The organism is Nocardia sp. NPDC059691, from assembly GCF_042733915.1.
Classification (GTDB): Bacteria; Actinomycetota; Actinomycetes; order Mycobacteriales; family Mycobacteriaceae; genus Nocardia; species Nocardia sichangensis.
On sequence record NZ_JBHWFB010000006.1, the window covers coordinates 49,984 to 62,776 of the forward strand.

General features: G+C 66.5%; 15 protein-coding genes and 1 pseudogene. 9 read left to right on the plus strand and 7 right to left on the minus strand.

Annotation, left to right across the window (positions count from 1 at the left end; all coding sequences use genetic code 11):
• Window positions 1-17 precede the first annotated feature (17 nt).
• Entirely contained in the window at window positions 18-1,001 is a 984-nt protein-coding gene (locus ACFV2O_RS14975) for a 1-phosphofructokinase family hexose kinase (protein WP_379252223.1), read from the plus strand.
• Window positions 1,002-1,624: 623 nt separating this feature from the next.
• Here the strand turns inward: ACFV2O_RS14975 and ACFV2O_RS14980 are convergent.
• Window positions 1,625-2,086 carry a disulfide bond formation protein DsbA gene (locus ACFV2O_RS14980; RefSeq protein ID WP_379252224.1) on the minus strand — a complete coding sequence of 154 codons (462 nt, stop codon included), beginning with the start codon at window positions 2,084-2,086 and terminating at the stop codon, window positions 1,625-1,627.
• A 181-nt stretch (window positions 2,087-2,267) separates the two neighbouring features.
• On the opposite strand from ACFV2O_RS14980, the gene ACFV2O_RS14985 reads away from it, so the two are divergent.
• The 5 genes and pseudogenes from ACFV2O_RS14985 to ACFV2O_RS15005 all read left to right on the plus strand — a co-directional run bounded on the left by ACFV2O_RS14985 (window position 2,268) and on the right by ACFV2O_RS15005 (window position 4,290).
• Window positions 2,268-2,537 (plus strand): metal-sensitive transcriptional regulator, encoded by a 270-nt coding sequence (locus ACFV2O_RS14985; protein WP_379252225.1) that lies wholly within the window; start codon window positions 2,268-2,270, stop codon window positions 2,535-2,537.
• Between the two features lie 36 nt (window positions 2,538-2,573).
• Window positions 2,574-2,987: a DUF302 domain-containing protein gene (locus tag ACFV2O_RS14990; protein ID WP_379252226.1), complete on the plus strand. Its 414-nt coding sequence runs from the start codon at window positions 2,574-2,576 to the stop codon at window positions 2,985-2,987.
• Window positions 2,988-3,069: 82 nt separating this feature from the next.
• Window positions 3,070-3,453 (plus strand): annotated as a pseudogene (locus ACFV2O_RS14995) (STAS domain-containing protein); the annotation flags it as partial.
• Between the two features lie 79 nt (window positions 3,454-3,532).
• Window positions 3,533-4,135 carry a hypothetical protein gene (locus ACFV2O_RS15000; protein ID WP_379252227.1) on the plus strand — a complete coding sequence of 201 codons (603 nt, stop codon included), beginning with the start codon at window positions 3,533-3,535 and terminating at the stop codon, window positions 4,133-4,135.
• Window positions 4,132-4,290, plus strand: coding sequence for a hypothetical protein (locus tag ACFV2O_RS15005; RefSeq protein WP_379252228.1), 159 nt, complete (start codon window positions 4,132-4,134; stop codon window positions 4,288-4,290). Before ACFV2O_RS15000 ends, ACFV2O_RS15005 begins: the two co-directional genes overlap by 4 nt.
• Window positions 4,291-4,316: 26 nt before the next feature.
• Here ACFV2O_RS15005 and ACFV2O_RS15010 read toward each other — a convergent pair whose 3' ends face one another.
• The 6 genes from ACFV2O_RS15010 to ACFV2O_RS15035 are packed head-to-tail and all read right to left on the minus strand — an operon-like array spanning window position 4,317 to window position 9,313.
• Entirely contained in the window at window positions 4,317-4,796 is a 480-nt protein-coding gene (locus tag ACFV2O_RS15010) for a hydrogenase maturation protease (protein ID WP_379252229.1), read from the minus strand.
• A complete protein-coding gene (locus ACFV2O_RS15015) occupies window positions 4,793-6,082 on the minus strand; it encodes a Ni/Fe hydrogenase subunit alpha (RefSeq protein ID WP_379252230.1) in 1,290 nt (429 codons plus the stop codon). The genes ACFV2O_RS15010 and ACFV2O_RS15015 overlap by 4 nt, the downstream gene beginning before the upstream one ends.
• Window positions 6,069-6,842 (minus strand): oxidoreductase, encoded by a 774-nt coding sequence (locus tag ACFV2O_RS15020; RefSeq protein WP_379252231.1) that lies wholly within the window; start codon window positions 6,840-6,842, stop codon window positions 6,069-6,071. The genes ACFV2O_RS15015 and ACFV2O_RS15020 overlap by 14 nt, the downstream gene beginning before the upstream one ends.
• Window positions 6,839-7,693: an FAD/NAD(P)-binding protein gene (locus tag ACFV2O_RS15025; protein ID WP_379252232.1), complete on the minus strand. Its 855-nt coding sequence runs from the start codon at window positions 7,691-7,693 to the stop codon at window positions 6,839-6,841. The genes ACFV2O_RS15020 and ACFV2O_RS15025 overlap by 4 nt, the downstream gene beginning before the upstream one ends.
• Window positions 7,690-8,199 (minus strand): Crp/Fnr family transcriptional regulator, encoded by a 510-nt coding sequence (locus ACFV2O_RS15030; RefSeq protein ID WP_379252233.1) that lies wholly within the window; start codon window positions 8,197-8,199, stop codon window positions 7,690-7,692. Before ACFV2O_RS15030 ends, ACFV2O_RS15025 begins: the two co-directional genes overlap by 4 nt.
• Entirely contained in the window at window positions 8,186-9,313 is a 1,128-nt protein-coding gene (locus tag ACFV2O_RS15035; RefSeq protein WP_379252234.1) for a 4Fe-4S dicluster domain-containing protein, read from the minus strand. The genes ACFV2O_RS15030 and ACFV2O_RS15035 overlap by 14 nt, the downstream gene beginning before the upstream one ends.
• 272 nt (window positions 9,314-9,585) lie before the next feature.
• Between ACFV2O_RS15035 and ACFV2O_RS15040 the strand changes: the two genes are divergently transcribed.
• From ACFV2O_RS15040 to ACFV2O_RS15050, 3 genes are all read left to right on the plus strand, one after another.
• Window positions 9,586-10,503 carry a universal stress protein gene (locus tag ACFV2O_RS15040; RefSeq protein ID WP_379252235.1) on the plus strand — a complete coding sequence of 306 codons (918 nt, stop codon included), beginning with the start codon at window positions 9,586-9,588 and terminating at the stop codon, window positions 10,501-10,503.
• Window positions 10,504-10,603: 100 nt separating this feature from the next.
• Window positions 10,604-11,089 (plus strand): DoxX family protein, encoded by a 486-nt coding sequence (locus ACFV2O_RS15045; protein WP_379252236.1) that lies wholly within the window; start codon window positions 10,604-10,606, stop codon window positions 11,087-11,089.
• Between the two features lie 192 nt (window positions 11,090-11,281).
• On the plus strand, window positions 11,282-12,739 hold the full coding sequence (locus ACFV2O_RS15050) for an amidase (protein WP_379252237.1): 1,458 nt from the start codon (window positions 11,282-11,284) through the stop codon (window positions 12,737-12,739).
• Window positions 12,740-12,793: the final 54 nt, after the last annotated feature.

Sequence of the window (12,793 nt, forward strand, 5' to 3'; positions counted from 1 at the left end):
GATCGAGGAGGCTTTCGGTGGGCCGAATCGTGACACTGACGATGAATCCCGCGATCGATGTCGCGACCCGGGTCGCGAGAGTCGTACCGACGGACAAAATGCGCTGTGCGACACCACGCTACGACCCAGGTGGCGGTGGCATCAACGTCGCGCGCACAGTGGCCGCATTGGGAGTCGAGGTGACGGCGGTGTTCCCTGCGGGCGGCCCGCCCGGCCGGCTGCTCGAGCAGTTGGTACGCGATACCGGGGTGCCGCCACGGCCGGTGCCCGTGGCCGAATCCACCAGGGAAAGCATGTCGGTCACCGAGACCTCGAGCGGCGAGCAATATCGGTTGGTCTTTCCCGGCCCTCGGCTCACCGATCCGGAACAACATCGCTGCCTGGCCGAGGTCGAACGTGCGGCGAGCGGCGCGGAGTACCTCGTGGCCAGCGGAACGCTTCCGCCGGGTGTGTCCCCGGACTTCTATCAAATCCTCACCGACCTCGTCGGCGATCTGGATGTGCGTGTGTTGCTGGATACGTCCGGTATCGCTTTGCGCAATGTGCACCGGGGCGTCCATCTGATCAAGCCGAGCGTGCGGGAACTCGGCGACTACGCCGGGCATCCGCTGATCGACCGCGCCGAACAGCTGGCACAGGCCCGCCGCCTGATCGCCGCTGGAATGACAGAGATCGTGCTGCTGTCCCTCGGAGCCGACGGAGCGCTCCTGGTGACGCAGGACTCACAGGAGTGGTTCGCGGCCGTGCCCGCGCGGGTTCGTAGCGGGATCGGCGCCGGAGACGCGATGGTCGGCGGCGTCACAGTGGGCCTGGCCCGCGGGTACGAGCTGGCCGACGCGGTGCGTCTGGGTATCGCGGCCGCGACCGCGGCGCTCGCCACCACGGGGACGTGTCCGGGGCGAGCCGAGCACATCAGGCAGGTGCACGACGAACTTCGGCGTACCGGTAATTCCACCGGCGGCATCGATGCTCTCGCACCGACCGCCCCGCGGCTGCCGTAGTGCTCGCCGGAGCGAGGGAGTCCGGGGACGGGTTCGTCCACAGTCATCCAGAGACAGAACGCATGTAGGAAATTCGGCCTCGCACTTCGAGTCGAGGTCCTCCTTCGCCTATGTCCGCGCAGGCCGCATGCTGATAGGGCCCCGACTGGGTAGCAGGCGAACAAGAAGGTGCGAAAGCCCCGGGCCGCGTTTGGCTCGTTCGCCGAAAGCATCGAGGACTATGGTTCGACGAGGCCTCGCCGTTCACGCATGTTTCGCGAGTGCCGCTCCGAGCGGCAACCGCCGCACCGGTTTTCCTGCTCACCTCGGTCGCCCTCGTCGGGCTGGTGATCGGCATGGCCGGTTTCCGCCACCGCGATGTCGGGTACCGAGCGGCCTCAGAGGTGTTCAGTAGCGCGGTACGGCGACATCTAAGCGCCTCGGTCGCTTTCCTCGGTCGGCCGGAGGTCAGCGAAACCATCGGCTACGGGGACTTCGTAGGGGAGCAGGGGAGGTCTGACCATCGTCATCGTGTCCGGGACACCACTGATCCGGCCGGGTAGCGCGGCGGACGGCGTCGATATGCGCACCGCAGCCGGCCCAGGTGGTCTTCCCGCACACGCGACACCTGGCGGGTGAGCACATCAGCGCTGTCCCTCGGTAGCGGTGAAACTGGGCGGGCCTTGGTAGGGGCGCTGCAGTGCGGCGAAGCCGGGAGCTGCGGCCGCGGTGACGATCGCGTCCAGCAGTTCGGCCCCGTGTTCCGACCGCGGCGGCTCGGTCAAGACGGGACCGTTGAATACGTGACCGTCGACGCTGATGATGGGGCTGCCACCGCGCCCGCCGAGCGCTGTTCGACTGGCGTGATGGGCGTGGGCGACCGCGGCGTCGCAGCCGATGTCATCGAGGGCTTCGATCAGTTCGTGACCGAAGGCGGTCTCGGCGATGGCTGCCGCTATCGCCTCCTCGGCGTCCTGCCCGTGTTCATGTGATCGCTGCCCGAACGCCAGGTACAGCGGGGTGAACGCGGTCTGGCCGTGCTGCCGGACGGCGGCGGCGAACACGCGGCCCACCCGGCGTGATCGGTCGAACAGGCGAATGGACACACCGGATCCACATACAGATCGATATCGGCCATGAAATCCTCCTGTCGCTGGCGGGAAAATACCCCCGCCCGTATACTGAACTATACCTGTGGGGGTATGTGAAGTCGACCCCGCTGTGATGGTATGTATATACCCCATGGGGTATGCTGAACGGCCAGATGCCGAGGAGAAAGGCGCACCCATGGTCGGCGACGAAACCGCTATCACCGAAACACTCAACAGGCTGCGGCGCGCGCACGGTCAGCTCGCAGGCGTCATCGCCATGATCGAGCAGGGTCGCGACTGCAAAGACGTGGTCACCCAGCTCGCCGCGGTCTCCCGTGCGCTCGACCGCGCCGGATTCAAGATCGTCGCGACCGGACTGCGCGAATGCCTCAGCGGGCACTCCGCCGACGGCCAGAAGCCGATGACCGTCGAAGAGCTGGAAAAACTGTTCCTCGCTCTGGCCTGACTCAGATCGTCCACTCACGGGAGAAAGGACCGCACTATGGACCTGGGACTGTCCGCCACGTTGCACATTAATTTCGGCGATGCCGTCGATCGGACCCGCGCCGCTCTGAGCGAGCAGGGATTCGGCGTTCTCACCGAGATCGACGTGCGAGCCACACTGAAGACAAAACTCGACGTGAACATGGAGGACTACCTCATCCTCGGGGCCTGCAATCCGCCTCTGGCGCACGAAGCGGTCGGCATCGACCGGCAGATCGGGCTCCTACTGCCCTGCAACGTCGTCGTGCGTCGCAACCCCGACTCCGACGATGAAGTCATCGTCGAAGCGATGAATCCGCAACTGATGGTTCAGGTCACGAACGAACCGGCCCTGCAAACGGTGGCCACTCGAGCCGCCGCCAAACTACAGGCGGCCATCGACTCTCTGAAGACCACCAGCCGCGTGCCCTAACGCAGTCCGCGGGGCGCGCCCTTCGCGTGTCAGTGCACCCGGCGTCGGTGCGGCGCCCGTGATTGCCGCCGCGCTACGCGTGGTGGTGGGACTTGTCATCTATCGCTATGACGCGCCGCTGTGCTTCGCCAACGCCGAGGATTTCCGCCGCAGAGCACTGGAGGCGGTCGAGTCCGCCGCCGAACGCCGGAGCACACCGGTGCGCTGGTTCGTGCTCAACATCGAGGCCAACGTGGAGGTCGACCCGACGGCGCTCGACGCGGTGGAGCGGCTTCGAGCCGAATTCCACGAGCGCGGGATCGTATTCGCGATGGCCCGGGTCGAACCCGACCTGCGAGCAGCCTTGGATGCTTCCGGGCTGGCGTCGAAAATCGGTGCGCAATATCTGTACCCGACACTGCCGACCGCGGTGGCGGCCTTCGAAGCGGGCCGTCGGCCCGAGTCCGATGGTCCGTCCGGTGAATGACCTTCGTCTCTGCCCCTGAACGGGCGCTCTCGCGATCATCGATGCTGACGGCACGAGCTGTCAGAAGAGGTGAACGGCGATGACCGATAGCGTGACCATCGCGTGGCAGGGGTGGTGGACCCGGCTGGCGCGCCTGTGGTCGTTGCAACCGTGCAGTTCGAATCGGCTGATGCGCCCCAGCGACCGCATCGAATCCGCTGTCCGAATCATCGCGGCGATCGTGGCACTGATCGCAGTTCCTGTCGCAGGCGCCTTCGGCACTCACGCGTATACCGACACTTCCGCAGAGATCCGCACCGAAAACGCGACAAGGTTTCTTGTGCAGCCCGTGATCACCGAGGGGCCCAGCAGCATCGATTCGCACCGCTACCAGGCACGGGTGCGATGGGACCAAGACGGCCGTAGCGGCACCGCCGTCATACCGGTGCGGGAGACGGCACAACGCGGCGATCGCATCGATCTCTGGCTGGATGACCACGGTGCGCCGGCTGCGCAACCTCGTCACCCGGACGTCGCCGTCGTGACCGGGATCGGCGTGGGTGTGTTCGTCCTGATCGGCGTCTGGCTGTGTGGATGGTGCCTTATGAACGGGGCGACGCTGCTACTACAGCGGCGCCGGAGCGCGCGGTGGGACCGCGAGTGGCGGCAGATGAGTCGTGCGACGAAAGAGGGTTCGCAATGATGTACTGGAACGGGGACGGTGCGCAGTGGTGGATGTTCGTTCCCATGATCTTGCTTGCCGTCCCCCTGTGGATCGCGGTGGCGATCGCGCTTGTCGCGGTGCTGCATCCCGTCCCCGGCGCACCGGCGGATCTCGATCGGCGCGCTCAGCAGTAGACGAGAGGTACTGCCGCCGGACGGATTCATGTCCGGGGCCGACTCGTGCGCTCGGACCGTCGCAATTCCCCCACCACGGCCTCCGCCGCGCGCGGTACGGCGGACGCCACCGGCTCGGATAGGCCGACGCCCGGCTCGAGACACGCCACATCCACCGCGACGACGACGATCCTGGCGGGAAGACGGCCGAGCACGCGTCCCAATGGCAGCGCATCCCGGATGCCGAGGGAGTGGGAAGAGGCGGTTCCCGCACGCCGGAGCAGGTCGATGTCCGTCAGGCGAACCCGGCCGGGGACCGGGGGAACGCACCGCACGGCATCGATCACGACAGCTAGATCGAAGCCGGTCCAGATATCCAGCAGACTCGTTGGTTCGCCATCGGAAATCGCCACGAGAACGCCTGGCATGTGGAGATTTTCGATCCGGGAAGCGACGGCCGGACCGATCCCGTCGTCTCCGCGGTATTCGTTGCCCACGCCGACGACCACCGCCCACGGCTCGGTCATCGGCGCACCATGTCGAGGTCCAGGAAGTGGGCCGAGCAGGATATGCACGGATCGTAGTTCCGGATCGCGCGTTCGCACATCGTGGCCAGCGCGGCGTCATCGAGGTCGAGGTGGTCGGAGACGACGCGCCGCAGATCGTCCTCCATCACTGCCTGATTCTGCGAGGTAGGCGGGATGATCAGGGCCGAGCGCACGATGCCGTGATCGTCCAGCTCGTACCGGTGGTATAGCAGGCCGCGAGGCGCTTCGCTCACGCCGTGCCCGGTGCCGGCTCGAGGAGCGACCGGAACCGCGGCGCGGGAGGGGCGTTCGTAACCGTCGATGATCGTGAGTGCCGCGTCGATCGCATGGACGACTTCGACCGCTCGAACCAGGATGCTGCGGAAGGGGTTACGGCATTGCGCGCCGAGTCCGATTTCGGCCGCGACCTGCTGAGCGATCGGTGACAGCTGGTGGTGATTCAGTGTGTATCGGGCCAACGGCCCGGTGAGGTAGCGTGCGCCGTCGAGCGTCGCGTGCAAGGCGGTGGAGTGCGGAACCTGATGTTCTCGTACGTGATTCGGGAAATCGATCGCCGGGAAGCGAAGCCCAGTACTGGTGTGCACGTCACCGTGGTCGATGGCGTATCGGTCCGGATCGTTCGCCGCCAGCAGATCGTATTCGATTTCCAGCTCGGGGAATTCGAACCGCGCAGCCCGGAGAGCGGTGTTCGTCGCGTGGTCTCGCGCGCGGCGCAGTTGTTCGATCACGGCGGCGAACTCGGCGCGTTCGGGGACCGAGTAGAAGCCGCCGAGCCGGACGTTGACGGGATGGATGGCCCGGCCGCCGAGGAGTTCGAGCAGCGCGTTGCCCGCTCGTTTCGTCGCCAATCCCTCCTCGACGAGTGCGCGGTGATCGGCGGCGAGCGTGATCGCGTCCGGGTAGCCGAGGAAGTCGGGCATGTGCAGCAGATGAATATGTAGAGAGTGGCTGGAGATCCATTCGCCGCAATACAAAAGCCTGCGCAGATCGGCCAGTGGTCGGTCCAACTCCACCCCACAGAGTTGCTCGAGTGCGTTGCAGGCGCTGGTCTGGTAGGCCACTGGACAGATCCCGCAGATGCGGGAGGTGATATCGGGCGGCTCGGTGTAGGCGCGTCCACGCAAAAAAGCTTCGAAGAACCGCGGTGGCTCGTAGATCTTCAACTCGGTGCTTTCCACCTGCCCGTCCGCGATGACAACACGCAGCGCGCCCTCGCCCTCGACACGAGCCAGGGTGCCGACTTTCAGCTGCCTATGCCGACTCATCGCCGTTCCTGTTCGCGAACTCCGGCGCGGCTACGGCATAGGTGGCGAAAACGCGATCGATGTCGTCGGTGTCCATGCCATTGACTCGCAGGATGGGAAGCAGCGCGTGAATGTTGGGATTCGCCATAGGACCGAAACAACCGAAGCAGCCACGGTGATACGCCGGGCACAGGGCGCCGCATCCCGCTTGCGTGACCGGACCCAGGCAGGGAATCCCCTCGGCGACCATGACACAGGTGGTGCCGCGACGTTTGCACTCGGTGCATACGCTCGTGTTCGGGATGTCGGGCGCGCGGCCCGTCAGGAACGCGCACAGGGTGTCGAGCAGTTGCCGCCGGTCGATCGGGCAGCCACGCAATTCGAAGTCGACCGGTACGTGCGCGGAAATGGGAGTGGAGGTGCCCAAGGTGGCGATGTATTCCGGACTGGCATACACCACCGAGGTGAACTCGGTGACGTCGGCGAAATTGCGCAGCGCCTGGATTCCGCCGTGTGTGGCGCACGCCCCGATCGCCACCAGAATCCGGGATCGCTCGCGAATCTCGATGATCCGGCGTCGCTCTTCTTCCGTGGTGATCGAACCCTCGACCAGTGAGACATCGTATGGGCCGGGCTCCATGGCACTGGACGCTTCCGCGAAGTGCGTGATGCGCACCCGGCCGGCGAGAGCGAGCAGTTCGTCCTCGCAGTCGAGCAAGGTGAGCTGACAACCATCGCAGGAAGTGAACTTCCACACCGCGAGTGTTGGTGGCTTCGTCATAGTTCACGCACCGCCAGCAGTGGTTCGGCAGTCGCGTAGTCCACGACGGGGCCATCTCGGCACAGCAGCAGCGGACCGAGCTGGCAGTGCCCGCATCGCGCGACACCGCACTGCATGTTGCGCTCCAACGACACTTGGATGTCGCTGGCGGGAACGCCCTTGCGCAGCAGTGATCCCGCGCAAAATCGCATCATCGGTTCGGGGCCGCAGAGCAGGGCGGTGGTCTTGCCGGGTTCCACGGTCAGGTGGGCCAGTGGCTCGGTGACGAACCCGACGCGGCCGTCCCAATCCGGTGCGGGGTGATCGACGGTCTGATGGAGTTCGATCGCCCCGGCTGCCGGCCACAGTCGCTGGTCGTTCCGGAACAGGATGTCCGCCGGGGTCCGGGCTCCGGTGATCAGCACGACCCGCCGGTAGTCGTCGCGCGCGGCGAGCGCGGCGAGTATGGCGGAGCGCAGCGGCGCCAGCCCGACGCCGCCGCCCACGATGACGAGATCCCCTCCGGCCGCCGACGCCAGGTCCCATCCTGTGCCGAATGGTCCGCGGACACCGATCAGGCCGCCGACACCTGTGTCGTGCAGCGCCGCGCTCACCGCGCCTACCGCCCGGATAGTGTGTTCGAGGTTGTCGCCGACGGCCGTGGGATCTCCACTGATCGAGATCGCGATCTCGCCCACGCCGAAGCTGTAGAGCATCATGAACTGTCCAGGCCGGAAAGGTTGCGCCGCATCGCGTACCGGTTCCAGGCGCAGCGTCACGGTGTCCTGGTTCTGCGCGATGCGACCGATTACGCGGTAGGGCAGCATCGTGTCACCGTGCGCCACCGTCCGGGTTCGCGTGTCCACGCTCATCGATCGCCTCGGTCGACGGCGATGCGGTGTGGACCGGCCGTGCAGGTCATGGTGGGGTTCCGGTAGAGGTCGAGCAGCCGGGCCCGGGTTGCCTGTAGTCGTTCCAGCAGCGCCTCGAACAGCATCATGGCCAGCGCGCGGCCGAATCGTGGATCCCGGTCGGAGAGTTCGGCCAAGATCCCCGCGTCGAACTCGACGGCCTCGACCGGTTCGGCGGTCACCGCGCCGAAATGCCACCGGTAGGGCGGTACGAGCCAGGACCAGCCGAGCAGGTCTCCGCCGCCGAGGGTCTGGAGGACCACGGCGCCGCGCCCCGGCACCTGCGCGTCCAGCAGTATCCGGCCGTGGCGGATCAGCCAGCATCGGTCGGCCGGTCGGGCCTCGGTGATCACCCGGTGCCCTGCGGGGAAGGCCACATCGCGTCCGGCGGCGGCCAGCGTGCGCAGCTCTTCCTCGCTCAGCACCGCCAGCTGCCCGAACGCGGACAGTTCCTCAGCGGTGGGCATGGTGCGATTCCTCGGCCAGTTCGGCCAGCCGGGCCACCTCCGCGGTCAGGTCGATCTCGGCGGGGCACCAGGCGATGCACCGTCCGCAGCCGACGCACCCCGAGCTGCCGAACTGGTCGTACCAGGTGCTGAGTTTGTGGCTGATCCACTGCCGGTAGCGGCTTTCGCCGGATTGCCGCACGCTGCCGCCGTGCAGGTAGGAGAAGTCCGGTTCGAAGCACGACGACCAGTGCTCCCAGCGCTCGGCATGGTCGCCGGTGAGGTCGGTGACGTCTTCGGTAGTGGTGCAGAAGCAGGTGGGACACACCATCGTGCAATTCCCGCACGTGAAGCAGCGGGCGGCGACATCCTGCCAGTGCGGAGACTCCCGAGAGTCGCGAAGCAGAGCGCGAATGTCGACCTCGGGCATCGCGCGGCCCATCCGGTCGGCCGCGGCGGACACCTCAGCACGGGCGTTCGTGACCTCCGTCGTGTCGGCCGGACGTGTGGTGATCTCGCCGAGAATTTCGGCGCCGTCCGCACTACCCACGTCGACGAGGAATCGGTGGCCCTCGGCATCGATCCGCTCTGTGAGGGCCAGATCGTATCCGGACGAGACCCCCGGGCCGGTGCCCATCGAAGCGCAGAAACACACCCCGCCGGGCTCTGTGCAGTTCACGGCGACGACGAAAAGGTCTTTCCGGCGTGCGGCGAACGAAGCATCAGGATGTGCCCCATCGCCGAGCACGCGTCCGAGAATCGCGATCGAGGTGAGGTCGCACCCGCGGACGCCGAGAAAGGCGGATCGGACCGGCGGGTCCGTCACGGGTTCCATCTCGAGGTCCGGCCCGACCTGGGCTATCTTGCGACGCGGGGGATGTAGGAACTGCTTCCAGGAGCCCGGCCCGGCCGAATGGGCGAAGACCGCCTCGTCGTTTCGGCGGCGCAGCCGGTACCGCCCGGGCGCGGTCTCCACACCCCATCCGGCGGGCAGTCGCCTGCCGGAGTCCAGTTCGTCCAGGACGATCGCGCCATCGCGCACCTGCGGACCGATGACGCGGTATCCCCGGTCGTGCAGCACGTCCACCAGACGATCCAGACCGGCACGATCGATCACCATGGTGTCGTCAGGCATGGTCGAGACCCCTGTCAGGTTCGGATATAGCCGTCCGTTTTCGAGTCTTGTCAACCGGGAGATGCACCGCGAGGGACCAAGGTCCCGAATCGCGATTGCCGACGGCATCGGGCCAAGCGGCGACGGTCCAGAGGACCGGCCTACCTCGCTCGAGTGGTCTTTGGTCCCTTCTCCCGAGGACGATCAGCCGCATTCGAGCCTGTGCCGCGGCTCATACCGTTGAGGTCGGCGCCCGGCTGGGTGCTACGCGACCAGAGGCTCGGGAGGTCCTCATGACAGAGCAGCGATTCGACGACCCGCATCACCTCGCCACGGCGAAAGTCGTTGTCGGCGTGGATGGTTCGGACGGGTCGTGGACCGCCCTCCGGTGGGCGGCGCGGTTCGCGGCCGATCGCGGACGCGAACTCGAGATCCTCCACGGCATGGACGCGGTGGGCAACGACTGGGTACTCGGCGACTACGAGGTCGTCATTCCCTCGGTCCTCGACGTCATCCGGCAACAGGGACAGGATGTGGTCGCCCGGGCCGAACGCGTGGCCCGATCGGTCGCACCCGAGTTGCGTATCTCGTCTCGCGCGACCACCGATACCGGGAAGCAACTGCTGATCGAGCACAGCGCGGAGGCGTACGCGGTCGTGCTCGGTGCGACCGGAAACGCGGGGACGTTCACCCATCTCGGCTCCACGCTGCTGGCCGTGACCGCCCACGCGCGCGGCGCCGTGGTCGTCGTGCGCCCCGACCCTGACGCCGACGGCGCGGTACACACATCCGGCCCGGTGGTGGTCGGCGTGGACGGTAGCCCCGTCGGCGACGCGGCTATCGAGGCAGCCTTCACCGAAGCGGCCGAACGCGATGTCGAACTCGTCGCTGTCCATGTGTGGAGCGACTGGGACTCCGGGCGCTTCGCCGGTCACGCCCACCGGGCCGAGGCCGAACTCGACAACATCGAGCGGGCGGTTCTCGCCGAGCGTGTCGCGGGGTGGCAGGAGAAGTTCCCCGAGGTTCGCGTCGCACGGAAAGTCGAGGTTTCCGCGCCGGCGTCGCACCTGCTGTCCTGGTCGAACGTGGCGCAGTTGCTGGTCGTTGGCAGTCGCGGACGGGGCGGTTTCGCGGGCATGTTGCTCGGTTCCACCGCGAACACTCTGGTACAGCATGCCTCGTGCCCGGTCATGGTCGTCCACCCGCGATGACCGAGATCGGGCAGAGGGCGGTGTACGTTCGACGTACACGGCGGTAGCCGCCACGGTGCTGCTCGTCGGCGGACCATGTGATACCGGGAGGCGAGTGCCGATGGCGGCGACGGATCGGTGGTCGTGGCCGCGCATCCTCGGCGCGGACGGCCCGGCGGCAGCGATCTGTATCCGGTTGGCGGTGGGGCTGGTGTTCCTCAGTGAGGGGATTCAGAAGTACCTGTACCCGGACAAACTGGGGCCGGGCCGGTTCGACAAGATCGGCATCCCCGCACCGACGTTCTTCGCGAACTTCGACGGTGTCATCGAAATCGTCTGCGGCGTCTTGATCGTCATCGGACTGCTGACCCGCTTCGCCGCGCTGCCGTTGCTGGTCGATATCAGCTTGGCGATCGTCTTGACCAAGTTGCGTGAGCTGCGCCCGGGCGGGTTCCAAGGAGTGGAAGGCTTCTGGGGAATGGTCCACGACGCGCGCACCGATGTCGCGATGTTGCTCGGGTTGATCTTCCTGATCTGGGCCGGGCCCGGCCGCTGGTCACTGGATGCGTGGCTCACCCGCCGTGTGGACCATCCATTGCCATCTTGATTCATGGTGTTTCGATATTGCGTCCTGTTGGCAAAGTCGCCCGATGTGTCCTGCCTCGTGCATGAATCACCCTCCGTCGTAACGGTTTTCGAACCTCGCCGAAGCATGTATAGAATCCGATCCGGTACAGCGAGTCCCGGCTGAACTTCGGCGAGGAGCCACCGAGCGCGAACCCTGGGGTGAGGAGACATCATGTCCGGACTGGAGTTCGCGACTCTACGTGATCAGGTGGCCGCGCTGCGGACGAAAACCATCTCGGCCACCGAACTGCTCGAGCTGACCATCGCGCGGATCGAAAAGTTCGACGACAAGGTCAACGCCGTTGTGGTGCGGGATTTCGACCGCGCCCGCGCCGCCGCGAAGCAGGCGGACGCGGCGCTGGCGCGCGGTGAGTACGCACCGTTACTCGGCGTGCCGGTGGCGGTGAAGGAATCCTTCAATGTCGCCGGTCTGCCGACGACGTGGGGATTTCCAGATGCCGAGGGTTGGCAGCCCGCCGAAGACGCAGCACTGGTGACACGAGTCAAGGCCGCGGGCGGGGTCGTTATCGGCAAGACCAATGTGCCGCGCGCCCTGCACGACTGGCAGTCCTACAACGACATCTACGGCACAACCAACAACCCGTGGGACCTGACACGCTCGCCCGGCGGCTCCTCCGGCGGCTCGTCCGCCGCACTCGCGGCAGGGTATGTCTCGCTGGCACTCGGCTCCGACATCGGCGGCTCGCTGCGGGTACCAGCGCATTTCTGCGGCATATACGCCCACAAGCCGTCACGGACGCTGCTGCCGGGTCGGGGAAATACGCCGCCTCGGACGCCTGCGCTGCCGGCCCCGCAAGACCTCGCCGTGGTCGGGCCCATGACACGCAGTGCCGCCGACCTGACGTTGGCGACCCTGTTGCTCGCCGGCCCCGACGAGGTGGAGGCGGTCGCATACAAGCTCGTGCTGCCACCGCCGCGCAGCGCCGAGTTCGACGACTTCCGGGTGCTGGTCATCGACACTCATCCGTTGTTGCCGACGTCGACCGTCATCCGCGACGGGTTCGACCGGATCGCTCGAGGGCTCGAAAAGGCTGGTGCCGCGGTCGCCCGGCACAGCGCGCTGCTGCCCGACCTCACCTTGACGGCGAACACCTACCTGACACTGCTGATGTCGCAGTTCGGCGCGGATGCGCCGGTCGATACCTACCGAGCGCTCCAAGCCGCCGTCGCCGATATTCCGCCGAACTCCGACCGCCCGGAGGATGTCATCCGCCGAGCGTTCGTGGCCGGCCACGGCGACTGGATCAGGGCGGACCGTGTCCGTATGGTCTTGGCCGACAAGTGGCGACGCCTGTTCGACGAATTCGACGTGGTGCTGTGCCCGATCACGCCGACGCCGGCCTTCCCGCATGACCATTCGGACATGGACACTCGCACTATCGATATCGACGGCACTACACACCCGTATAACTACCACCTGGTGTGGGCGAGTATCGCGACATTGCTCGGGCTACCGTCGACCGCAACGCCGATCGGGCGCTCGCCCGAGGGGCTGCCCTACGGCATGCAGATCATCGGCCCGTATCTCGAAGACCACACCACGTTGCGGTTCGCAGAGTTGATCGAGCAGGAGTTCGGCGGATTCAGCCCGCCGCCCGGTTTCGTATGAGTCTCCGGCGTGTTCAGGAAACCCCACGTCTTTCGGAGCAGGACTCGTGGCCGC